The 24313-nt window shown below is 41.2% G+C and carries 23 protein-coding genes; 9 read left to right on the top strand and 14 right to left on the bottom strand.

Annotated features, from left to right (window positions below):
• Positions 1-2 precede the first annotated feature (2 nt).
• The 5 genes from ACPUEN_RS00825 to ACPUEN_RS00805 all read right to left on the bottom strand — a co-directional run bounded on the left by ACPUEN_RS00825 (position 3) and on the right by ACPUEN_RS00805 (position 2563).
• Positions 3-320, bottom strand: a complete 318-nt coding sequence (locus ACPUEN_RS00825; protein ID WP_425637943.1) for a DUF4133 domain-containing protein — start codon at positions 318-320, stop codon at positions 3-5.
• An 86-nt stretch (positions 321-406) separates the two neighbouring features.
• The gene (locus ACPUEN_RS00820; RefSeq protein ID WP_425637942.1) at positions 407-877 is read right to left on the bottom strand and encodes a hypothetical protein; all 471 of its coding nucleotides are present in this window, start codon (positions 875-877) and stop codon (positions 407-409) included.
• 13 nt (positions 878-890) lie between these two features.
• Positions 891-1163, bottom strand: a complete 273-nt coding sequence (locus ACPUEN_RS00815; RefSeq protein ID WP_262510742.1) for a DUF4134 domain-containing protein — start codon at positions 1161-1163, stop codon at positions 891-893.
• 67 nt (positions 1164-1230) lie between these two features.
• A complete protein-coding gene (locus ACPUEN_RS00810; RefSeq protein ID WP_425637941.1) occupies positions 1231-1638 on the bottom strand; it encodes a hypothetical protein in 408 nt (135 codons plus the stop codon).
• Positions 1639-1729: 91 nt separating this feature from the next.
• Positions 1730-2563, bottom strand: a complete 834-nt coding sequence (locus ACPUEN_RS00805; RefSeq protein WP_425637940.1) for an RteC domain-containing protein — start codon at positions 2561-2563, stop codon at positions 1730-1732.
• Between the two features lie 402 nt (positions 2564-2965).
• Here ACPUEN_RS00805 and ACPUEN_RS00800 point away from each other — a divergent pair, with 402 nt between their 5' ends.
• The 4 genes from ACPUEN_RS00800 (at position 2966) to ACPUEN_RS00785 (ending at position 8534) form a co-directional block, all read left to right on the top strand.
• Complete coding sequence (locus ACPUEN_RS00800) at positions 2966-3775, top strand: LytR/AlgR family response regulator transcription factor (RefSeq protein WP_425637939.1); 810 nt, start codon at positions 2966-2968, stop codon at positions 3773-3775.
• 288 nt (positions 3776-4063) lie between these two features.
• Positions 4064-4336: a helix-turn-helix transcriptional regulator gene (locus ACPUEN_RS00795; protein ID WP_111612602.1), complete on the top strand. Its 273-nt coding sequence runs from the start codon at positions 4064-4066 to the stop codon at positions 4334-4336.
• On the top strand, positions 4336-5613 hold the full coding sequence (locus ACPUEN_RS00790) for a type II toxin-antitoxin system HipA family toxin (protein ID WP_425637938.1): 1278 nt from the start codon (positions 4336-4338) through the stop codon (positions 5611-5613). The genes ACPUEN_RS00795 and ACPUEN_RS00790 overlap by 1 nt, the downstream gene beginning before the upstream one ends.
• Positions 5614-5933: 320 nt before the next feature.
• Positions 5934-8534: a lantibiotic dehydratase gene (locus ACPUEN_RS00785; protein ID WP_425637937.1), complete on the top strand. Its 2601-nt coding sequence runs from the start codon at positions 5934-5936 to the stop codon at positions 8532-8534.
• A 23-nt stretch (positions 8535-8557) separates the two neighbouring features.
• On the opposite strand, the gene ACPUEN_RS00780 is transcribed toward ACPUEN_RS00785, so the two are convergent.
• On the bottom strand, positions 8558-9286 hold the full coding sequence (locus ACPUEN_RS00780) for a LytR/AlgR family response regulator transcription factor (protein ID WP_425637936.1): 729 nt from the start codon (positions 9284-9286) through the stop codon (positions 8558-8560).
• Positions 9270-10364 carry a histidine kinase gene (locus ACPUEN_RS00775; protein WP_425637935.1) on the bottom strand — a complete coding sequence of 365 codons (1095 nt, stop codon included), beginning with the start codon at positions 10362-10364 and terminating at the stop codon, positions 9270-9272. Before ACPUEN_RS00775 ends, ACPUEN_RS00780 begins: the two co-directional genes overlap by 17 nt.
• A gap of 20 nt (positions 10365-10384) precedes the next feature.
• On the opposite strand from ACPUEN_RS00775, the gene ACPUEN_RS00770 reads away from it, so the two are divergent.
• The 3 genes from ACPUEN_RS00770 (at position 10385) to ACPUEN_RS00760 (ending at position 12448) form a co-directional block, all read left to right on the top strand.
• Positions 10385-10531 carry a hypothetical protein gene (locus ACPUEN_RS00770; protein ID WP_158530603.1) on the top strand — a complete coding sequence of 49 codons (147 nt, stop codon included), beginning with the start codon at positions 10385-10387 and terminating at the stop codon, positions 10529-10531.
• 742 nt (positions 10532-11273) lie between these two features.
• Positions 11274-11705 carry a MauE/DoxX family redox-associated membrane protein gene (locus ACPUEN_RS00765; protein WP_425637934.1) on the top strand — a complete coding sequence of 144 codons (432 nt, stop codon included), beginning with the start codon at positions 11274-11276 and terminating at the stop codon, positions 11703-11705.
• A 452-nt stretch (positions 11706-12157) separates the two neighbouring features.
• Entirely contained in the window at positions 12158-12448 is a 291-nt protein-coding gene (locus ACPUEN_RS00760; RefSeq protein ID WP_425637933.1) for a hypothetical protein, read from the top strand.
• Between the two features lie 46 nt (positions 12449-12494).
• Here the strand turns inward: ACPUEN_RS00760 and ACPUEN_RS00755 are convergent, their stop codons facing one another.
• From ACPUEN_RS00755 to ACPUEN_RS00740, 4 genes are all read right to left on the bottom strand, one after another.
• Positions 12495-13874, bottom strand: a complete 1380-nt coding sequence (locus tag ACPUEN_RS00755) for a RagB/SusD family nutrient uptake outer membrane protein (RefSeq protein WP_425637932.1) — start codon at positions 13872-13874, stop codon at positions 12495-12497.
• A gap of 62 nt (positions 13875-13936) precedes the next feature.
• Positions 13937-17125, bottom strand: coding sequence for a SusC/RagA family TonB-linked outer membrane protein (locus tag ACPUEN_RS00750; protein ID WP_425637931.1), 3189 nt, complete (start codon positions 17123-17125; stop codon positions 13937-13939).
• A 57-nt stretch (positions 17126-17182) separates the two neighbouring features.
• A complete protein-coding gene (locus ACPUEN_RS00745) occupies positions 17183-18823 on the bottom strand; it encodes a TlpA family protein disulfide reductase (protein WP_425637930.1) in 1641 nt (546 codons plus the stop codon).
• Between the two features lie 438 nt (positions 18824-19261).
• Entirely contained in the window at positions 19262-19444 is a 183-nt protein-coding gene (locus tag ACPUEN_RS00740) for a hypothetical protein (RefSeq protein ID WP_425637929.1), read from the bottom strand.
• Positions 19445-19800: 356 nt separating this feature from the next.
• Here ACPUEN_RS00740 and ACPUEN_RS00735 point away from each other — a divergent pair, with 356 nt between their 5' ends.
• Positions 19801-20013: a helix-turn-helix transcriptional regulator gene (locus ACPUEN_RS00735; protein ID WP_425637928.1), complete on the top strand. Its 213-nt coding sequence runs from the start codon at positions 19801-19803 to the stop codon at positions 20011-20013.
• Between the two features lie 37 nt (positions 20014-20050).
• On the opposite strand, the gene ACPUEN_RS00730 is transcribed toward ACPUEN_RS00735, so the two are convergent.
• A complete protein-coding gene (locus ACPUEN_RS00730; protein ID WP_425637927.1) occupies positions 20051-21424 on the bottom strand; it encodes a HEPN domain-containing protein in 1374 nt (457 codons plus the stop codon).
• Between the two features lie 561 nt (positions 21425-21985).
• On the opposite strand from ACPUEN_RS00730, the gene ACPUEN_RS00725 reads away from it, so the two are divergent.
• Positions 21986-22204, top strand: coding sequence for a hypothetical protein (locus ACPUEN_RS00725; RefSeq protein WP_425637926.1), 219 nt, complete (start codon positions 21986-21988; stop codon positions 22202-22204).
• A gap of 60 nt (positions 22205-22264) precedes the next feature.
• On the opposite strand, the gene ACPUEN_RS00720 is transcribed toward ACPUEN_RS00725, so the two are convergent.
• Together ACPUEN_RS00720 and ACPUEN_RS00715 are read right to left on the bottom strand one after the other, a co-directional pair.
• Positions 22265-23248, bottom strand: coding sequence for a nucleotidyl transferase AbiEii/AbiGii toxin family protein (locus ACPUEN_RS00720; protein WP_425637925.1), 984 nt, complete (start codon positions 23246-23248; stop codon positions 22265-22267).
• A complete protein-coding gene (locus tag ACPUEN_RS00715) occupies positions 23245-23970 on the bottom strand; it encodes a DUF6088 family protein (RefSeq protein WP_425637924.1) in 726 nt (241 codons plus the stop codon). Before ACPUEN_RS00715 ends, ACPUEN_RS00720 begins: the two co-directional genes overlap by 4 nt.
• Between the last annotated feature and the right edge of the window lie 343 nt (positions 23971-24313).

Raw genomic sequence — 24313 nt, 5'->3', positions numbered from 1 at the left:
GCTTAGCGCTTGATCAGGTTATAAAAGATTTTTCTGCTTCTGATGACCACACTGGCTGGCACCTGATTTTGGGCCATTTTCTTCATCAGACCATGTTCCCCATAGGTAGCACTCAGGTGGAACACCAGTACAAAATCCGCTGTTGCCAGCACTACAGCAAATGTCAGGCACAGATACATGGACATCCCTAGAACATACCCGATTGCAAAAGCAATCAGTGTAAGTCCCAGTCCTGCTGCCAGGTATCCGATGTACTGTGCTTTGAGTCCCTTAAACTCCATGGGCTTGTTGATGCCTCTATTGACAGGGTACTTGATCATGCTATAGCTTCTTAACTAAGGTTCAGAATAAGATAGAGTTGGTAATCGCTATGTGCTCAAGCGGAACGCCAGTGCTCAACAGGCAGCTATGGGGATTTGCGGCAGGTTATTTTCTGCGGATCTTGGAGGTCTTGTTGAAGTAGTTTTTGATTAGCCACAACAAACTCAGGCAGTCCCGATTTATCCAGTGAGGTAAGTGTAGCCTTACCCGCTTTTTCATAAGGATGCATCTTGAGGAAGTACTCGTCACTCAGTCCGTACTTTCTGGCCATCCCTACCGGATCCAGCCCAAGTTCATCCGGAATTTCCACCAAGACAGCATTCGTCGGCAAGGTTACCATGTCCGAAGAAGCATGCAGAATGGACCGGCTTTCAATATCATAGAAGAACAGGTAATGTCTTCCATTTGGAGCCGTCACCATTTCATCGAGTGAAAGCTTTTTGTTGGGCAACTCCACATTTCGGAGTTCATTGAGCCGCAAATCCACCGTATATAGGTGTCCTGCAATGTCAATTTCCGGAAGTATCCCCATTTTTCGCTGTTTGAGCAGATCCATATCCAGCATAGTTTCAGACACCAAAGAAACTCTGAAGTACTGTGGCTACCACGACCAGAAACACACAGGAACCAAACCATGCGGCAGCGACTTTTCCGGTATCCGGTTCCCCGTTATTCCATTTGTTGAAAACCTTGACTGCGCCAATGAGTCCAACTATGGCACCTATGGCATACATCAATCCTGTACCCGACTGAAAATATCCACGTACCTGTTGGGTGGCCTCGTTGATGCCCGCATTTCCGTCCTGGGCTTTCACCATTCCTGCGAGTAGTAAGAAGTACATAACACTAATCCATTTAGTAATCCTTTTCATCGAATGTGAGTTTAGTTGGTTTGAATAATCAGTTTGGTTAGGTATTGAACAGGACCAGGAGCTCCTCTTCTCCAAGATCTACCTGTGCGGTCTTGGCCACCAACAGCAGGTGGTTCAGCAGTATTTTGCGTGCCGTGTTGGAATCAGGCAATCCATAGTGCCTTACTTTTTGACGAAGGAGTTGAATCAATTCAGCTTTTGTCTCCGCATTGGCTATCAATTCAGGATCTATTTCATCCAACATCGCATACAGCTTATCGATGGAAGAGCGCTTACTTTTAGCCCTATTCTTACCCTGGTTACCCAGCAGTCCCATTCTTTTTCCCTTTAGCAGAAAACCGGAAATATCTGACCGGAAGTAGCGGAAAACTACAACCCCATAGTAGCAAGTCAGGATTATTCCAAGCAGTTTAAGAAAGACTCCCCATGAAACATTTTCCAGCATAACCGTTTGATTTTGTGGTTACAAACCTGCGCCGGAATCAGAAAAAATGTTCACACCGAATTCCGAAGGGGGAGAAAAAAAAGATAAAAAATCAGTCTTCCCCCCTGCTGTTCAGATCTGTATTGTCCATCCAACGTTCCAGTTTATCCTTCATGCGGTCCAAAAATGTAGTCCTGCTGTTTTTTCGGATACGGATTTCCTGAAACGTACGGTAGAACTGGGAAAGATCCTGACCGAATACCCGCTCCAGGTGTGTAGCAATATCCCGGATGGAAGCATTGCCGTTGTTAACAGCCCCGGTAGCTTTCAGCGCATAGGCAAGTTCGACCAAGGCTGCCTTGGTAGCTGTCCATTTAAGTGTTTGGCTCTCCTTCTCTGTCTTGTTTTCCAGTCGGCTAATTTCCTTTTCCAGAAATCCGTGTAGCTCACTATATGCACGGAATCTCGCAAAGACTTTTCCAGCAGGGGTACAATGGCTATCCCCAAGCGGTAGCGGAGTCACGATCAGCAGCGGAGCATCCACTTTATCCCGGGTAAAAAACTGAATATCAAAATCCGATCTTCCAAGACTCCAGTATTCATATAGCAACTGATATCTTCGGAAAAACAACCGAATCGGAGCATACTGCTTAGCAAAATGCCTGATTCTGTCCTTCCTTCTTTTTGGCAGAGTGGAAAGAATGTAATAGAGCTCACCAAAATATAGGAGCTCGGCTTCAAAGCCCGGTCTGATCTTCTTGAAAAACGCTACCTCTGATTCAGGAGAATTAAAGGTTTCTTCAGCTTTTACCTGGTCGCAGTAGTTACTGACAATCAGGTAGGATTGTTCTGCCGCACGAAGTGGGTTACTGGTAGATGACCCTATAGCCCCTACCTCCTCCTTCATCCTTAGATAAAGCAGGTTAAAATGTTCATTAGCTATCATGTTCTGACAATTTTATGGGAACTAATCCCTGGTTAAAACTGCCCGCGGGTCTGAAAATCAGTAGGCCTGAGTACCCATTCAGGTACTGTACAAACATAACTTCTGCACAAAATAAACTCAAAAAAACCCTATACAGAGAACATGAATCAGGTGATTAGCTGGATGAAATGGTATCACATCAGGATGAAAACTAAACTAGCATAGTTAATTAACTATAAAACCTCCACACATCCCAAACAACAAGCTTTAGAAACCCGACTCCTAAAGAATAAATAATGGCTTCCAGACGGCCATATCCCAAAAAAACCAAAGAGTTTATTAACTTATAAACTAGTACTTCCTCATCTTGGGAGGCTCACTATTGTTTATTCCGGTCTGCCAGGGGCCGCAACGCTGTTGATTTTGGCTAAAAAAAACATTCCCGTTAGATATAATGATCAGGTAATCCGGACTCTGCTATGCATAATCGCCGCATTTCTTGTGGCGATGTATGGGACAGGCGCACGTTACCTGGATTCACTTTCCAACACCTCCTTTTTCATTAAGTTGTTAGCAGCTTTTTTGATAGCTGGGTTCTTTATTGAATTTGTCCACAGGGTAACGGTACAATTGGATAAGAGCTATGATTGGAAGGAAAAACCTCTTGTCAGGTTGCTACTTCAGTTTGCTCTGGGGATGTTGCTTCCTGGGATCATCGATTTATTCTTTCTATCTATCTATCAGTGGTATTTTGGAATAAATACGATGTATAAAGATCCCAGTGCACAAAGCTCCTTTCCAGTAATGGCATTACCTGTCTTTCTATTCAATGTCTATTATCTTTTCTACTATCACATTTTAAGAAATAAGCAGGATAAAGAACAAACACCTTCATCCAATGAAATACTGTTGGTCCAACAGGGAACAAAAACGATCCCCATCTTTCTTACAGATATCAGGTTCATTTATCATCAGAATCGCATGAACTACCTAGTCACTTGCGAAGAATCAAAATTTTATCTCAATGAGACGCTGGATGAACTGGAGAGGAACCTGCCTCATAGGGATTTTTTCAGAGTAAACCGAAAAATGATTATCCATTACAGGGCATGCCTGAATTTCAAATCTAACGGTCATGGTAAATTAATTTTAAACCTAGAGCCCCCCTATGCAGGAGAAGTGACAGTGAGTCAAAACCGATCCACCCAATTTAAAGAATGGATTAAACGATAAATACCCTGATACAAATCTCATATCAAAGAATTACCTAACTCCTGTTTTCTTATGAACTGTAAAATCATTTTTCTCAGAAGAAGAAAGAAAACAGAGAAAATCACTAATTTGTATATTAAAATATACTTTTACTGTAAAAAAATAATAAATGTATATATTAATAGACATAAATAAAATTTACAGGGATCAACCTAATCTAAATAAAAAAGTAAATTAAAATAAACTTTTAATACAATAAATCGTATTTTTGCTTACAAAAATTAACATATTGATAAAAAACAAACCCCAATGCTTACTTTCAATTTCATAAAAATAGAAGACCTGAAAAAGGAGCTAGGCAGTCTTATCAAGAAAATGCGAAAAGCAAATTCTTTAACCCAAGAAGGCCTTGCAGAAAATCTGAATCTCTCCCGGCTCACTATCCAAAAAGTGGAATCCGGTAAGAATTTCAACTTTGACACCCTGCTACTCATTTTTCAACATTTCAACCAATTGGAGAGCTTCTATTCCTTCCTAAAAGAAAAATCATCTGAATACAACAAACCAGACTCATTGTATTAATGCCAAAAAACAATCTCATCTCGCTTTATTGCTTTGGGCAGGAAATAGGTAAAGTTGGTTTCGATGAAACCAAAAACATTTCTTTTTTCCAATACAATCCAGCTTACCTCGAATCAGGTAAAATGATCAATCTATTCCCTGAAAAACTGGGAATTATCAAAAGAATAGTCCCAACTCAGGTATTTAAAAACTATAGCAATGATACATTCCGTGGTCTCCCTCCCATGATTGCTGATTCGCTTCCAGATATGTTTGGGAATATCATTTTTAAGGAATGGCTGGAAAACACAAAAAAAAACTTTTCCAAAATCACTGTATTGGAACAATTGGCATATGTATCCAATCGTGGCATGGGAGCCCTGGAGTTCAGGCCAGGAAAAGATATACCAAAGGATATTACAATTGACATTGACGAAATTGTTGAAGTACTTATAAAAGTTTTGGACACCAAGGAAAGAACTTCAGCAGTTATCCTGAACCATGAATCACTATTGACCTTATTTAAAATCGGATCCTCAGCAGGTGGAGCCAGACCAAAAATCCTGATTTCTGAAAACAAAGAAGATGGATCAATCATCCCTGGTGACCTTAATTATTCGGATCAATACTACCACTATCTGGTCAAACTCAATTTAGATGAGGTTCCTTATAACCGAGAACTCATCGAATACTGTTATTACTTAACAGCAAGAAAATGCGGAATTGAAATGATGGATTCCAAAATGATTGAAGGAAAGCATTTCGCAACCCAACGTTTCGACAGGGTCAATGGAACAAAGAAACATGTCTTAACCATATCAGGTCTAACCGGATGGGACTTTACCCAAATCAATTCAGATCAGTCTACTTACGAGAATATTTTCAACTTATTACACTATTTAAATTTACCTCATGTAGACTCGGTACAGTTATTCATGAGAATGGTATTCAATATTATCTTCTGCAACAAGGACGATCATTTGAAAAACCAGAGTTTAATCTATAATGAAGAAAGCGATGACTGGAGGCTGGCACCAGCCTATGACCTCACTTATTCGCTCAACCCTCAAATCAACTATAAAAAGACCTATCGATCCCTGTCAGTCAACGGTAAAAAATCAGACATTCAATTTAAGGATGTTCAAACGGTTTCAGAAAAATTCACGATCAAAAACTATAAGAAGATCATCCTGGAAACACAAGCATTGATTCCATTTTGGGAAAGCAAAGCCAAGGAGCTTGGAATCCCAGACTCAATTCTAACTAGAATTTCAAAGGATTTCACAATCCTATTGTAAATACTGTTCCTGGGAACCACAATCTGGTGTCAACAGCTGCCTGAAGACTCAGCCAAAAACTCTAGGACATAATATAAATTGCCTTGGATAGAATTAATAAATCCATCTAATAAAATTGACTCCTCCAACTAAAAAACAGATCCATTTTTAAAACCACTTATTTAGGAATAATCTGTCAGCTTTTATCCCAAAAATAGAAACTTAAATATCCTACAGCTCCCTTTTCCTCTGTTAATTTCACCGAAAACCCCACCGTCTTCACCGGAAATGTCAGGCCGATTGCCAATTCAGCTAGGATTGAAGAAAATTATCAATCCACTATGTCATTTCTATACCGACTCCCCCTATTCCATTTTGATCATGAACAAGATGCTGTTTTAGATCAGCAATGGAATTTCATTCTCAGTGCCATTAAACTTTCCTCAATTGTTTTTCACAGGGAATTGGAAGGAAAAACAGTATCAGAGCTGACCCATAAACAACGGGTTAAACTTCGAAAATACCTGCTCAGAGGTCGCTATCGTCCTACCCCGTTCGGTAGGTTTGCAGGCGTGGGACTAGGCAGCTGGGCCAAAGAAATAACCTTAGATTTCCCGGTTCAGGCTTCTGAAATTACTCAGGGCCACGCAGATGAAAATAGTAAACCATCCGAATTTCCTGCAGATCCTTTGCATTCCAATTATAAGCTGATTCCTGGAATTCAAATTAAACAAAAGCATTATCATGCCCTTATTTTTGACCATAAAAGCCGTAGCTGGAAAGGATGCAAGCTTCCTGTCAACCCCCTATTTGATGCCCTGCTCAAAACAATGTCCACGGATTCTATAAACTTCACTAAATTCCAACAATTGATTTCTCCCAAGCAGTCTGGTATATCGGGCGAAGAGGCAAAGCTCCTATGGAATCAAGTCCTGTCTTCAGGTTTCCTTTTTCCAGAAAATCCAATCAAAGATCCTACTTCCGGTGTGGATACGGTGGTAAAAAACCGACTCAACTTACCCGAAACCCTAAGGGAACAGCTGCAGCGTTTTACTTCTTCAGTAGGAAGTCTATTTTCAAAGGAAGAAACTCGTTACATCAGGGATTTCAAGAAATTCTTTACCACTCAATTTGATGACAGACATATCCTTTTAAATGAGCTAATGACCCATAATGGCTTTCTGTCGGGCCAATTTTTGCAAGACGATACAGTTGGTAAAGAAGACGATATCATTTCAGCCATTTTGTCAAAGCATACACAGGCTTCCATTGACCTACAGCAGTTCTTTCCAGCTAAGGACCTTGATACCGACATCCACGATGTACAGCTCCTTTTCCGTTTAGATACTATGGGCAATCCTATTATAGAAAATATAGTCTGTAACCGCCCCTTCGTCTATACCGGGAGGTTTAACAGAAACCCTGAAATCAAAACACAAACCCAAAGGATCAAAAACAGAATATTTATAGATCCTGAGGTAATGTATGCCCATGTCCAGCTTCTCGAATCAGCACCGATCCAGCATATCTGCAATGTCGACAACATCTTTGCCTATGAGATCACCCCCTTTGAAGCAAAGGAGCCAAGCCAACTGGCGTTTAATGAACTCTACATTGGGATTCGGGATACCCGTATCCAACTTATCCATAAGCACACTGGCAGGCAGGTAGTCCCTGTTATTTTGCACCCGCTCAACGGTGAACAAATCACCCACCCTATCCTCAGGCTACTTTGGGAGACAGCCCATCAGTGTAGATTCAGATTCCTACCCTACCAGAGTAGTACCCTTTCCCAACTCCCGTATTGCCCACAACTGAATTGGGGGAAAATTTGTCTTCAAAGCAGAAAATGGAAACTGAAAAAGTCCAATGTTCCCAGTCTTTCAGCACTCGGGCAACGACTGGATCAACTACAAATACCACCTCAAGTACTGGCTGGCCATACAGACAGGGAACTTTTGCTAAACCGTTACATCCCCGAAGATCTAAAAATACTCTGGCAGGAGCTTCAACGGGATAAAATGCTTACCCTGAATGATCCGGCATGGTACCCCTCAGGCCTTTTCCATTCCGATGACGGTACCGCTGCCTTTCCACAGTTTGTGTTCCAGCTTTCCAGACCCCAGCCTTCGCACCAACCTTTAAGCTCATTTAATCCTATAACCCATACCCGGAAAAATTGCATTTGCTTTACAAGCACAGTAAACCCTACTGAACTCCCTGAAGCCTTAGAGCGACTAGTCTACTTCATGGGTGAACCTCAGGTCCATTCCCGATCCCCCCTGTGGTTCTATTTACTCTATGGGAAAAACGGAGCCACCGAAATCCGCCTACGGGTGCTGGATATAAATGAAGAAGATAGAAAGGTCCTACTCCTCCTTTTTTCCGAGTTCTTTTTCCAAAATGAACTGAATTGGAAAACAGCTCCTTATTTTCCTGAAACAGCTAAATACGGCGTTAAGGGATTGGAAACTTCGCACCAACTTTTTCACTTGGAATCCCTATTTCTATCCGATAAATCCAGCGGAATGCTTTATCTAAACTATCCGGCAAAGTACAGGGAAGATCTGCTTGTCCAGTTATGGAGAAACATATTTTCACAATCCCCTTATCTCTCCAGCATATTTGAATCGCTTAAATCGGATGTAAAACGCATGCCTTTTGAATCAGTAAAGGAGTATAAATCATCCTTTAACCCGTATAAAACGATGAAAACTTCGGAGTTTAATTCATTTAAATACCTTGAGATAATTACCGGCCATGAACATTTTCATGCCGAAGAAGATTCATCCCTATCCTTGGTTTTCAACCACCTGCACATGATGGTCAATCGGTTTTTTCCTCTGGAAACACTGAATTTTGAACGTAGAATAAAATATAGGCTTTACAGGGAAATTGGAAGAGAAATTTATGCCCATGAACAAGGTGTACAGGCAGAATAGATTCAGGTTAATAGTGAAGCCTCTCAGTTAATTCTTCTGTTTTCAAAAATCCGTCTCACATCTTCCTTATAACTCCTGCTCATGGCTATCCTATCCCCCGAAACAAGCTCACATTCCTCCGGATAAAGGTTTTTAACTTTTAGAATATTGACTGCATAAGATTGGTGTACTCTAACCATATACCTGTTACGTAGCTTTTTGAGACTTTCCAAAAATGGGGAAGTCAGCACGAATTCACTTCCATCTTCCAGTTTAACTGTGGACTTTTTGTTTAGCTGCTCCATATACAGGATTTCCGACGGCTTGTATACCTGTTGCCTATAACCCAACTTATCCCCCACTACATTATAGTTGTCCTCCATCTCCTTTCTGACCCAATACAGGGAATCCAATTTCTTTTTAGCCTTTTCCAGCACTTCTGCTAGCTCAACAGATTCAGGTGGTTTGGTCAAAAAACCTAATGCATCCACCTTATACCCAGACAAAGCATATTTGGAATGTCCCGAACAGATAATCACCGGAATCCCGGAATCTATCAGCTTTCTGGATAATTCCAATCCACCCAGTTCAGGCATCAGGATATCTGTTATCAGGATGTCCGCCATTCCATCCCGGGCATATTCCAGCCCCACGAGGGGATCAACGGTAGCAAACCCTACCTCAAAACCCGGAAGCATGGAGATTTCTACTGCCAAGAGTTCCAGGACATGCTCCTCATCGTCAATCAGACCAATTTTATACTGTTGTTCCATAGTTTATAGTCAGTAAAAGGGAATAATTTGATTCATCCGATACTACTTTGTTATAAAATCCATCGCCGAATTCATGTCTCAGCACACGAAAAACAGAAGAAGCTCCAAAGCCTGTACGGGGTTCTTCCCTACTGTTTTGAACCTTATTGGTGATGCAAACTGTAAACAGCCAATTTCGGGTAGCTTTTTCCCGGACAAGCTTAAACTTAATCAAACAAGGATGCTCTTTATCGGTATAGTCCGCGTGAAAAAATACATTTTCAACCAAAGTTAGCAGGCATAACTTGGGCATGGGTAACTCCTCTGAGATAGGAGGAACCTCAATAGCTGCATCTAGTGAAAGCTGAGGGAACCGCATGCGTTGAATCTGAAGGTATTCTTCCACTGCTTTTATTTCTTCATTGAGAAAATTAGGCTCTTCAAATTCCTTGAAACTGTACCTGAGCAAAGATGTGAGCTTGGAAAATTCAGCGGCCAGGGAAGGAGAAAGTTTGATGATTTTTGACAGATAAATACTTAATGAATTCAATACAAAATGGGAACTCAGCTGCATGGATCTGTGCATAACCTTCAATTGTTCGTGCTTTATTTCTATTTCATATTTACTCTTACCCAGTTTAAGGATGTTATAAAACGCCCAGACCACGGAAGTTAAAATCAAGAAATTAAATAGCCGGTTAAATTCACCTACGAGAAAACCTTTGGTTAAGGGGAGGGTCCCCAAAAACACATTATGCACCAAAAGCTTTATCCCTACCAATAGGATAAGCAACAACAGAAAGTATATTATCGCCCTAATTCGCCTTTTCAGGATAAAGTACTCGGGAAGGACGAGTTTAAAATAAACTGCGCAGATCAGATATCCCGCTATAAAATGGTACTGAGCCATTAACCAACCGTCAACCTCACCAAATTCTATAAAGGTTGATAGCAAATCAAGCAGCGCGTAACTAAGAAAAATTAGAAAAAGTAAATAGAGTGGCTGTTTGCCAGGCTTGAAAATTAGGTCAATTACACCCAAAACCCTGCTCTTTTCACCTAAACGCCCAGGGTTCAGCTGGGATTTACTAGTTTCCATCGTACAAAAAATTACATCTTATGATCAACAAACAAACAATGGAGGAATGTCAAAAAGCACTGCTCTCCATCCGCAAAATCAGTTATCAGGAAAGTAACAACAATGCCCAAGGCCGCGTGACCGGTAGCTTCTTCAGGGAATGCCGTACCACCATTACTCGTGTATAATTACTACATCCTAACTGGATTGATTAAGAAAGACTTCAACTGAAGTCGCCAGCTGTACCGGAAATTTTGAAGGTAAACCACTATCCAAAAAATAATCCGGCCCTCAAAGACCTGCCTCAAGGCAGGTTCTTTTTTTACACGACCTTTAGCCCAGCTGTTGCCTTGCTAAAAATCCCCATATACTTTTAGACAGCAAATGGAAAAATCCAAAAGCATTTGAGTTTATTGTTTTGCAGCTTCATCCACCAATACAGCTTGATTCCGGCAGACATATCAACCTACTGCAAACATAACCACCTGATCATTAACTGGAAGAATCACGCTTCTATGAAATGACTAGTGCAAAAATGTATATGTGCTTTAGAGTAACTAAGTTAATCATTATAACTTAGCATGCAATACTACCTCCCCAATTCCTGACTTTTTACAAAGAACTAATCCACTAACCGTGAAACAATTACGAGTGCACCCCCGAAAACCGGACTTATCTCCCAAGCCATGAATTACCCTAAAAAACAGTTCAAATAGGAAGAAAGATGGCCAATTGCCTGCAAGTTTCACCGATAACTCTACCATGTTCGCCAAATTCTTGCTTTTGAAATCTGATTCTCCCGACATTTATCATAGTACAAAAGAGAATAGACAAGCAGGTTTACTTATTGATTTACAGATTATTAAATCAGAATACAAACGTATAAAAACCTAGTATTCAAATCAGCCATCACGGATTATACCCAACAAAATGGACTTACTCTCAAAATTACCTTCGGCACTCCTCATTCTACTCTGGATCTATACCGGGCTGGACAAAGTATTGCGTTGGGAGGTAAGTAAAAACGCTTTTCACAATCAGACCTTTCCTGTAGAGCTGGCAGATGTATTGGCCTATGCAGTACCAATCACTGAGTTGCTGATTGCCTTACTCCTACTCTTTTCAGTTACTAGATGGTGGGGACACCTCGCAAGTATCCTCCTCCTCACTGTCTTCACTACCTATGTGGGACTGATCTGGGTAGGGGCTTTTCCCAGAGTCCCCTGCAACTGCGCAGGGATTCTAGAAAGTCTGGGCTGGTTAGAGCACTTGATTCTAAACTTACTATTCATCGCATTGGCAGTAGTCGGACTCAAGCAGTCCCAAAACAAAAAGCCCGAGGCAGTTGCCCCAGGCCTTTAACAAGTTGTTAAGCTTTAACTAGTGCAGAAACATTAATTTCTGCGCAACAAATTTAAACTAAAATTCTAATAATCTATACATAACCACAAGAAAATTAGAACAATAAAGGGCGACGGTGCTGAACCCGCCGCCCACAGCCCACAAATTCTAAAGCACGGGCTGCAAAAAATACCAAAAAGACAAAACCTAGTACCACAAGTCACTGGAAATTAAATCATTAGTACCGTACTGCTTCTTCCTAACGCAGGGAGCTGGAAGACCTGCAAACACTCGGCAGTACAGGGATCCGAACCGATTCCCAAAACCGGGACTACCCGGACGGTTCACAGACTGAACCGGAGTTCTTGGGTGGCTTCCTCATGGAGGATGATGCCCTCGGAAGGAACTCCTGATCAGTGGAACTGAATACAACCATGTTCAACCGGGAGGCAACTCCCTTAACCAACACGATTATGAAATCAATAACAAAAATGCTCCCTGCACTGGGATTAGTGTTCGGGGCAACTCTGGCTATGGCCATGAATTTCGCAGATCCCTCCAATACCAATGATCCAAAATTCGGATCGGCAAATGGTGAGGTTTATGATGTAACCACCCGAACTATGGGGCCAGGAGCGCTGCAGTACCAATGCAATCTTTCGCAAAGCGATTGCCTCTATGAGGATTCTGATTTGATCACTCCTATTCCTAGCAGTGAAGGTCAGTTTGTTCCAGGCAGTGGACTGACTCCAATTGAGGATTAATTCAATAAACAGCCATTGGATTGTTTCCAATGGCTGTTTCATTCTTTTACAGGGCTTTATTTCTTTCTTGCTCATTCAATGGAATTTCCAGGAAATAATTTTCTGGTGAAGTCCCGAGATCATAGGTAACTCCCTCAACTACCCGAGGAGAAACCCCGGACCAATTTTGATCTTTCAAGAACCTTCGCATATCGGTCCATCTCAGGATTCCACGGTAGATCATTTCTTTTCTTCTTTCCTCTAATACTATTTTTAAAACAGACCCCACATTTTCAGCCGTGTAAGGGATAAACGTATCCTCATAAAACCTTGATTCAAGAAGGATATTAAGCGTTTGAAGTGCCTCTTCTTCCCTTTCCTTACGTGCAAGTGCCTCAGCTTTTATGAGATAAAGTTCCCCGGTGGTGATCCCCGCAAACACCAGATATTCCCCTGAGAAATTACCCGCAAAATTCACTCTTCCCAGTTGATCAGGAGCTGTAAAATAGAGGTATTTACGGATATCATTTTCGTCATAGGAATCATAAACCACCTGATTTACAAATGTTAAATTCGAATACATGTAGCTTTGGGAACCAGCTAAGATATGAAGTACGACTTCTTCATTAAATCTCGGTATGGGATAAGTATAGAGTGTAATAGGAAGATTCGACAAATACGAATTTGAATTCAAATTCATGAGATCAGATTTGATCGAAAGCGCTTGATTGGCAAAATTGAGCGCTTGATCGTATCCACCGAGCTGAAGGTAAATCCTTGCCAACAAGCCATAACTGGCCACCTTGGATGGGCGTAGGGCATCCACAGGAACTTCCGGCAGTAAATCCAGCGCCTTAATCAAATCTTCGATGATTTGATCATATACTTCCCCGACTGTTGATTTGCCTTTTGGTGCTGAAAAATCAGGCGTAAGCATCAGGGGAACTCCATCTTTCCCAAGATCTGCCTGAGAAATCACCGGATGGGTGAAGATCTGAAGCAGCTCAAAATAATTTTGGGACCTGAGATAAAGCGCAGCTCCTTTTATTCTATCCAGTTGGGATTTTTCAGCTTCATCGGCAGGAGTTATTTTTTCAGCTTCTTCCAGCACCACATTAAACTTGAAGATATTCCCATAAGCAAAAGACCAGGTTGGCATTGATCCCTGAGCATCACTCAGCTGCCTTTTCCACAGGTATCCATCCCTAATATTATCCGGTAAAGCCAACAAGCCATCATCCGTAATGAAGATATCGTCGGATAGTATCAACCCGAAGCTATCTGAGATATTCACCCCATCTACTGCATTTAGAATACTTTGCAAGTCTTCAACAGATTTAGGAACCACAATAGTTTTGGAAGGTTTTTCATCCAGAAATCCCGAACAAGATGCAAAGGAAAACCCAAAGATTATCACTAGTAGTATGTTAAGTTTATACGTTCTCATGTTTGTAGTATTTAGATAGTTTGATCTGAAGCTGTGTCGGTTAGCAATCTTCATATCAGTAATTAAAAATTGACTCTAAGTCCAAAAGCGATACTCCTGGAAGGGGGAATATTCTGAAAGTCCGGGTCGATATCGTGTTCGGTTTTCTTCCAGATTATCCCAAGGTTATTGACATAACTGTAAAGTTCAGCGTTGGAAAAAGGTAACCATGGGTGTGTACCTCTATCAAGTCTATAAGCCAGACGGATATCCTGAAGGCGGATATGATCACCTCTTTCGGCTAAGACTTCGGCGTTGTTATAAATGAATTGTCTGTTGGCATTGACTCTCAGGTCTGCCGGTAAACCGGGAATGGAAGTGGATACTTCATCACCAGCATTCTCCCATTTATTATTGAAGTCAGCATGTGTGATTCTACCGCTGAGCAAAGCGGAATAGTCAACCGAGTTTCGTCGGAAGTAGTACCCCAATCGATAGGAAACATTCACCGAAAGGCTAATGCCTTTGTAGGAAAGCGTATTCCGAAGGGCACCAAAAGAAGTTGGTCTTGTAGACCCATGAAAAATTAAGTCTTCGGGACTAGTTCCCCTTCTGATTCCACGATAATCTGTACTGGGTTCGTCGTCAAGAATTCCTCTGGGTTGCCCGGTATCGGGATCCAGCCCCCCCCATGGAAAGCTGTATAATCCAAAAAGCGGATTGCCAGTGACCGGAACAGTAAATAGACCCGAGACCATTTGATCGACTTGGGGTTGGATTTCATAGTCAGTTACTTCTTCCTTGAGGTGGCTAATAAAGAAATTGACATCCCATTGGATTACTGTTTGAAGGGGCCGTGCATTAAGGGCAATGTCAAAGCCTTTGGTTCGGGTACTGGCAAAATTCCCTCTGAAGATACTCTCACCCAAGGAAGGCGCCACCGGGATATCACCAATGAGATCAATCCCATCTTTGATGTAGAATTCGATAGACCCATCCACTAGATCATTTTTGAGGCTAAAATCCAGCGCTGTATTCCACATCTTCACGCGCTCCCATCTCAGGTCAGGGTTGGGTGGATTCTGGATAACCGCTGCCCGTTCACCCGGGTTTTGGGAAAAAGAGGCGGTGATGAAATAATTAGCCGTAGTAAATGCCGAGGTGGACCTGTCCACGTTTCCATTGTATCCGAAAGTAGACCTAAGCTTCAGGTAAGGAAGGAACCCTGATTGAAAGAAATTCTCTTCCGATAGCACCCATCCCAAACCTGCTGACCAGAGCGGCACAGCCCTCATATTGGTATTTACTCCAAAGAGGTTTGAGGCATCCCTTCTGGCACTTGCCGATACGATATACTTTTTTTGATAACTATAAGAGGCATTGGCGAATAAGGAAATAAACCGGTCAATGGCACCAGAATGGCTGTCCCCTCTTGGAATGGTTGAGGAGGAATTGGGATTAATCTGAAATCTGGTTTGGTAATCAACCGGTAGGCTTAACCCAAAATCATCATCGTAACCATAAAAAAGAGACCCGGTGGACAGGGTTGAAACATCCTTCATTTCACCGCCTACGATACCATTGAGTTCGTGCACTCCATTCCAACTTGGATTGAAGGTTAATTGCCCTCTTAAATAATTTCCGGTTGACTTTGTTAACCGTTGATTTAAAGTTCCTCCTAAGGGCACTGGGTAAGATGGGGATCCCGCATCATCAAATTGTGTGAATCGATTGATCAACCAACGCACATCATAACTATCACTTGGTTTCACCAGCCGGGTTTCTCCTGTATTGTTCCAATATTGATGCAGTAAACTCGCCTTGATCCAAGGGGTAATCCGGTATGCCAACGTAGTATTCAACCGAAGGTCAAGTTGGTCTCCCCTATCCGAGATTAACCCGATTTCATTGAGGGGAACAAAGCTGCCGTCCAAGAAGCCTTGTTCCGGAAGAGCAGAAACATAACGCGTATTGAAATCCCGGATTACCGGCAAAGGATTTCCCGATTCATCGACGAGTCTTTCATAAGGCCCCATGTCCGGTAGGGTATTGCCAATTTGGCGGCTGGATTGTACCAGCGAAACGGAACTTCCTATTTCCAATTTATCCTTTAGAAGTTTCCAGTCATTTTGGGAATTCAGGGTAAACCTTCGGTCTTGGTTTCCCGGGATTTCGTGCAGGTTGAAATCGGTACCCAAAGAAATATTGTAGCGATGTTTTGCTGATCCCCCATTGATATTGAGACTATACTGTTGATTTTGGGAGGGTCTATAGAAATGGCTTAATAGCTGTTCCCTACTGTCATATGTATTGTAAGCTGCCAGGAAATTGTTTTTCTCCTGTTCGGTAATCTGGCCTTCCCTAAATGCCAACATAGCCTCTACTCCCGGAGATAGAGGCGGTCGTGCTGACTGGTTAATTCTGCTGTTGTATGAGCCATTGTCAAAGAGTTGTTGCTCAACAGCAATAAAATCACCAATAGCCATCTGCGGTCTTGCAAAAAGGTCTGGCTTCTCTGTTATGTTGATATTGGCATTGAGGCTAATATTCATAGGACTGTTGAAGGCCCCTGACTTTGTTTTGATCACAATGACACCGTTGCCGGACCTAGCTCCCCAAATAGAGGCTGAAGCCGCATCACGGAGCACAGTGATGCTTTCCACATCGTTGGGATTGATGTTTTCCAGGGGTCCATCGTAAGGAAAATTGTCTATGACGATGAGGGGTTGAGTCTCAGCGAACAGGGTGCTTCTTCCCCGGATACTTATCGCATCATTACTGGATCTATTTCCCCTATTGAAAATGAGACTGGGAGTAACATCCTCTAATCTGTCAAGTAGATTGGTGCTGACTTTCCGGTTAATCAGCTCCTTATCCACAGAAACATAGGAACCTGTTGCCCGCTCCTTGGGGATCTGTTGATACCCGGTGGACAAGACAGTGACCTGATCCATGTCGGTTATAGCGTTTTGGAGATACAGTATCCCGTCTTCCATTGCCTGGAGTTCGGATGCTGTCAACTCCACTGTTTCAAAACCTATAAAAGACACGACCAGCACGGAATTGGGAACTAGTCCAGACAATTCAAAGCGGCCATTTTGATCTGAAATGGCAGTCTTTGTCCCTTCTTTCTCTTTGATTACTGCTCCGGCAAGCGGGGTATTCCCTTCTAAAGAGAACACTTGGGCGACAATGTCAACCTGGTTTTGCTGAGCCCAGACGGCTCCCAGCAAAAAGGTCAATAGAATGGTGAGGTATGTTGTTTTCATCATATTTTAGCTTTTAAAATCCAACGCAGCCCACCAAGGGCAGACTGCGCTGCATCCTGTTTATTTGGATTGGTTGGGTTTTGATTCTGCATTGATGGACTCCAGGTAGTGGATTAGCTCCTCACTTGAATCGGGGATATTCCCGATATTTTGGACAGTTCCATCCTTGTCCACCACCATGAAGGTTGGGAAGTAGCGGATGTTGTAATACTCCATAAAAGGATGAGGAGGCCCAGGGGCATTTAGGTTAAGACTTTCTTCAGTGGAATAGTTGCCTGATTCAATGTTGTTGTTCCATCTTTCCGGAAGTCTATCGTGAGATATGTACACAAATTCAATGTCTTCATCTTCGGTAAAGTACTGTTCGGTTGGCTTAATGAGCGATTGATATGCATTGGAGGAAAACTGACAACCGGGAAGCCAGAAGCTAATAAGTAGCGTTTTACCCTGAAGTGAGTTGAGCGAGATTTCATTGCCTTGTCGATCAACCAGCGGGATCTCAGAAATCGTCTGACCTATGCCTTGGGCCGAATAAAGCCTGTTGATCTCTTCCTTAACCCAAGGCGTTTGAATCTGATCCAATGCCAGTTCAAATTGTCGGTTGCTATTCTTAAATAGACGGTAATTTTTAATGATGTAGATGGCATAGACCTGGTCAAGGACTTCCTGGGGCAGGTGACCCAAAAGATGCCGGAAGGGCTCTTTGGACAGTGCCGACTCAATGGCAAGTTTCTGGTAGATATACTCAGGAAAATAAGCAGAGTACTTTGCTGCTGCAGGTATAGGAATATTTTTGCCCAGGATCTTTTCCTGAAAGAATTCCCGATGGGAACTGTCTTCCATGTAATAGGTGCTGAATTTGAAAACCTGGTCAAAATGCAGTCTGCCTATCAGGTCAGCCCGGAGGATTTCAAGGAAATCTTCCCCTACTTTTCCCTGATAGAAATCCAGGATATCAAATCCCGGATGGGAACTGATGTCCATGGAGAATATATTTTCCAAATGGCTTAAGCCAACCGGCCCGGGACTGACAAACTCCATTTTCCTACGAATGGAAGACTGCTGATTTTTTATATTGAGAATAGAAAGGGAATCTTCCGTGCTATAGCCCCAGTAATCTGAATCCCCTGTAAACATGGTAGGATTCTGATCGTAGCGGTAATTTTCATAGGCATTGGCGAGTTCGTATTGAACCCTAAATTTCTTCGCAGCAGGACCGGAGAAAAGCATACGGGCATTAACAAAATCCAATCTGATACGAACGCTGTCACCCGGCTCGACCAGGAATCTATCCAAATAGGTAAACTTATTGAACCTGAGACTGAGTCTGCCATAGCCACTGATGGGTTTGGATTCCCATTGTCCCCGCATCGTAGCCCTGGAACCATCGTACATGGTGCCTTGGCTAAGGTTAAGTTGGGCTACCTCAGGTAGCGGTAGATCATTCTCATTGAGGTAGGGATCCCAGAGCTGGAATAGCATGGAATCAACAGACTCGATTCTCTTGGTTTCCACATAGACCACCACCGGGGTAGCCTCCCCCAAAGAGGCAGAAGAGCGAAAGCTCTCCTGCCCTGGGAATCCAGACTGATAAACCAAATCCTTGTCTGGGGGTGAATCCGCAACTTTACTTTGTGCTTTTAGTGTGCTTCCGTATAGGCATAGCGATGCCAGGAAGCATAATTGTATTAATTTTTTCATGCTTTTGATGTTTGTTTAATGCTGGAAGACCGAAGACGGGAGACCTAAGAAAGTGGTCAGTAGGCAGTCGCAGTTAGCAGTCGTCAATGTTACCGTCATTGCGATCCCGAGAATCGGGAGAAGCAATCTCAGTCGCATTTCGGGTCATTTCGACGACGAGGAACGAGGAGGAGAAATCTCTAACCTCTTGATTCTTGGCTCTAGCTTCTTGTCTCTAGACTCTTACCTCTCCCCTCTTGCTACTTGATACCTGCTACTAGCTACTCCAAACCAGACATAGAGTAATCCCACCTCAGTCTATCCGACCAACCAGCAATAAATAAATACTAAGAAAGATGTCAGCTCTACCAGCTATTCTGAGCTTGCTGACTTGAGTGTGTGGTAACCGATCTGCTCAGGTATGTGCACCTCCCCTTTCACGGTCTTAAAAATGAATCCTCAGATCGGATTCTTGGGTTTTAGAGGATACAAGCGATCTACCGCGGTGATGCCGAGTTCCTCTGGTAGGTTATAATAGGTAAAGCAAAGTGACCCAACGCAATAAAGCGCAGACAGATCTTTCTTCCAGAATACGACTCCCGGGAAGCAACTTAATCCAGAAAAAATCACGATCTGTTCCATGATACTTGGGTTATTACTAAGTCATTTTGAGACATACCATAAAGGAAATATCTCAATCATCCGCAAAAGAAAAGGCTTCAACAAAATCCAGCAAAAGTGAGCTCACGCCGTAGCGTGAGCATTTTCACTTCACTTCTACTGTCTATTTTGAAAGTTGGCAGTTTTCTTAGACGAGACTATAAAGTGCAAATGCATTTGAATTAATCCTATTCAATCACTTCCTAATATTAAAAATAATTGATCTAAAACGCTATTTTTTTTAGTTAAAAAATAATTTATTTTATTTAAAACACTATTTAAATGCTCCTATGATCATTTTTGTAATGTATATATTTGGGAAACTTGGCAGTTTTCTAATGGCAAAAACAATCTATAATAGACTCAAAGCAGTCTTAGCAGAAAAAGGTGAAAAGAATAAAGAGTTAGCAGAACATCTAGGAATAGCAAATTCTACAGTCTCCAGGTGGGCTACAAATGATGCCCAACCTTCTATCGAGACACTTTTTAAAATCGCTGATTATTTAAAGGTCGATGTGAGGACTTTGTTGGTTTCGAATTTGAAGAGTTGACAAGATCAGGTATTTAAGAAAATAAAGACTAATATGCTTAAAACTCAAGAGCAATATTTGGATTTGTCCTTAAGTTCTTAATAATGCCTTCTTTTGGAAGCCCCATTTTCAAAAAAATGATTAAGTACAAGACTTTCAATAATTTTTTGTTGAAAATAGGATATTCTTCTCCCCGCATTTGATCCTTACACGAATCACATAAATGGGCCAAATGGTTTCGACTATCAACCAACTTGTTCACAAACAATTCTTGATCCTTTCCTATTAATTGATCCAAAGGACAATTCAATTGAAGAAAATATTGAGCAACCTTCTCCTTAAGCCTTTTTCCAGATTTTTTCTTCAAGCGAGCAGAAATAAAATTCAATGTATTTTGGGGCACACTTTTCTCAACAAGAATAGAAAGATGCTTTTGCTCATCAGGTGACATTTCATTTATATCACCAATTTTTCCTTTATCAACTTCTATGATTTTTTCAAGAGCGAAAGCCAAGTTCAAAAAAGTGCTTTCCGGATTTAAATTTCGATGCTTAAAACAATTAACTATCGATTTTATTGAATCCTTATACTTAAACCTAACGGTTGGCCAGCTTTCAAAAAAAGCTCTAACCAATACAAGATCTTGGATTTGATTTAAATTAAAAATTGGAACATGAATTATTCTATTTGATTCACTTAATACAATTGGCTCAAACCTGGCCTTTATCCTGTTTTTAAAACAAATAAATTCACTGCCTAACTTAGTAAACAGTACAAATGGTGTTGTCAATTGAATTTCCTTTCCATTTAATAGAGTAAAAATTTCCTCAATATTTTCTAGGAAAGAAAAAACCCCATTAAAGTCTAACTCACCATTAATTTCTGCTATCAACCAAGACTCCTGCGACAACTCATATTTAGAAAATGAATTACTCAAAGGATAGGAATATTGATGAGCTATTCGAAGTAAGAAATCCTTATCATTGAAAAGGATAAAATCCTTTAGATCTGGATGAATAATATTTATTCCAGAATTTCCTTCATCATCAATGAACACCTCATATACGTTGATCCCAGTCCAATCACTAAGGAAATCAAATCGAAATTTCACCGTAGTAAATTCTAGGTTATCACCCTTTGATGGCTTGAACAGGTGCTTCGGTGCATGAATAAAAAAATCAAAATTTAAAAAATTTGAACTTCGAAAAAGGTTCTGTCGTGGATGAGTACAATTATGAAAAATACAAAACTGATTATTCTCCAAAAGCCCATATACAAAACCAATCTCAACGGACTTCTTGCTTTCGGAAATAAATGAGCCATACAAGTCAATGTACGCTACGCCGTCCACAAATTTTAACAATCCAAAGAGCTTCTTTTCCTTTTGGTCTTTTGGCCAAAATTCCCCTTTGTAATATTTTCTGTAATCCACTATTTCCCAGGCTTATGCTTATGAGGCTTCAATGATGGCGTATTTCCTGGGATATTTTTGTTATCCCTTTGTCGCCTATCAGGCTGACCAGTAGTTTTGGCAATTCTTTTTGGACCTGGTTTGATTCCGTTTCTGGTGGACATGGTAGTTTTTTTAAAGTTATATACTCTAAATCTACCCCTTACAACCAGGAATATCTAGTCGTAAATTCAAATTTGACGCAAATTGTCAGATACCGATGAAATACTTAGGATCGGTTTAAAACAAGGCGTTTCCCAAATCCACTTGGTCTTCTCTTCCCCTGATTCTTCGGATTTCCTAGGTCCAAATTTGAATCAAGAAGCACCTTTTGAACCTGATTCAAAAAATAGGATTTTGCTCAAAATTCCTATCCCTCGATTTTGTCCTTTCTGGAACCAACAGAAATCCGTTCTTTGAAACATAATCAAAAACAGTCCTGATTAGCTAGAATCAATGTTTTTCAATGTCCTCTGACTTGAAAACAATGTGTCCTATCCTTACTCAGCAATTTGATTTATGTTTCAGGCAAATTTAGGAGAAATGGAAAAGAGAATCATTTTAGGAATTTTAAGCTACCTTATAGGAGGGGTTGAAGCACCGTTAGTCCTATCACTCATTCTCCTTTTCATAAAACTTCTATATCCATTCTATGAAACCTGGAAGAATAATGACACCAAGCTTGAAGAAATAAAATCCAATGAGCGTATTGAGAAGATGAAACTGAAAGCCGATAGAAAAAAGAGAAAATCTGCCAACTAAACTAAGATTCCTAAAACCTCTTCACTGCTTAAAAACATCCCTTAATTAGTACAGAATCCATCATAACTCCACCCTTACCTCCCAGACAATACCTGTCATTCTTTCTGCCAAAAACTTCAGTGTCGAGAGGACTTGCTCCGAGGAAGGAAAGCTCCCATAGACCAAGCCTCTAAAGTCCATTGTATAAGTAGTCTCCAATTCTTTCCAGACTGCGTCAAGATCCGCAAAAATCAAAGCCTCTTTAGGGTGAAGATTCAGCCAAGAATTGTTACTTCTATATCCTACCACATCGTCCTGTCCTACCCTGTTGATCATCACTTCAAAGTCCGAGGATAGTATAAAAGCCCTGATATTTTCCTCACCCAATATTCTATGTAAATCATAAAGATGACGAATCTTCATTTTCAGATCAGCTATGGGGTTTTCAGAATGGCTAAAGCGGACTAAACTCAATATTTTTTCACACACGGTTCTTTTCACATCCAGTACTTGAACAGTAAATGGTTCTAGACGATACTGAGTAATCAATTCATTTTGATTAGTACTCCTCATCATATCATAGATAAAGGAGTTTATTGTCTGCTCGTGAAATGGCTCATAGTGCCCTAGGGTAGAAGACTCCAAAATCACTTTGTCTCTGACCTGCCCAAATTTTCCTGAAAAAATCATCGGATATTCATGGGCGGTCTTTCTGATCATTCCCAACTTATTGGTTACTCCCACAATCTCAACTTCAGGCATCACCCTCTCCACAACATTATAAATAGCTTTCAATTTGCCCTTCAACTTACTGCCCGACTCCCCTTTTCTAGAAAGCACCACCAAATCTATATCCTCAGAGAACCGATCTATCAATCCATAGCATTTCGAAAGCGCCGTACCTCCTTTAAAAACCACCTCTGCTCCAATGGGGTCAGAAAAAATAAGGCTAAGTGCTTTAGTCACCCAGTAGTCTTTTTCCACATAGATATCCAATATCCCCATTTGTTCTGCGGTAAACCGAACAGCCTCTCGGAATAATGACGGGTTTTCATGAAGATTCATATAATATTCCAATTTTGAGAAGTAGACAAAACATTTCCTGCACCAGGAAGCTGATATTGAGTAATCGGGTTGAGCGATTTCTTTAGCATATTCAAATATTCAATACGTTTGAGCTGTTCCAAAATGGCCCCCAATAGCGCCCGGCAAGAGGGAGGATATTTTTGAGACAGGCGAACCAGTGTTTTCACTTCCGATTCATTCAATTGCGAAATCAATTCAATAAATCTGAAACAGGATTCAGAGATGGTGGAATCGGGGATTTTCTTAATATAACGTATTGCATCCAAAATCTGTAAAAGAGGAATGTTCTCCTTTGTAATGGTATTTCGCTGACGAACGAAGGAAATTTTATATCTCCCTCTTTTGAATTCAGGTCTCACCTCATTTTTCCCGATCTGGATCAGGTTCCCTATCTGGGTGGACAATCCAAGTTTCGCATAAATACTATACCCTGTCAGATACCCGGTGACCTTTCCGTCTTCCTCCAACAAATCTTTGACAATCTGATATTGAGGAGGAGGCAATTCTCCAAAGGTTGTTTTTTCTGGTTTGAAGTATTTCCCTTTCGATAACTTGCTAATTCTACCTGCAGATACCATCCGATTCAATGCTTTGATGACAGCCTCCTTGCCTTTCACCTCACCCATAAAATCAGCATAGGTGAACACATACCCCTTAGGGAGTCTATCAATGCTATCTGCTATGTAATCAGTGATTTTCATAAGTTTTACTCACCATCAAAAATACAAAAATGTCCAGTTTTTTAATTAAAAAACTGGACATTTTAACATTACATCTAAAAATAAAAATCATTTTTGGAACTTTTTCCTCAGGAACATCTTTATACCGACGCAAGCGTCGGTATAAAGATGTTCCTATTGGTTACCAAACACCGGGCTGGTCTAAACCAGCCCGGTGTTTGGTAACCAATAAAGCTTAATTCGAAAAGCGTACGAGAATAAGTTAATATTTTTTCTCTGCTTCATCACTTGAATTCCTTATAAATCTTCCAACTCAACCCCAAAAATTCCATACAGCTTATACATACCAGAATGTCCTCTATCT

The sequence above is a fragment of the Algoriphagus yeomjeoni genome, from assembly GCF_049821175.1.
GTDB classification, from domain to species: Bacteria; Bacteroidota; Bacteroidia; order Cytophagales; family Cyclobacteriaceae; genus Algoriphagus; species Algoriphagus yeomjeoni_A.
This window is presented reverse-complemented; position numbering and strand designations above follow the sequence as displayed.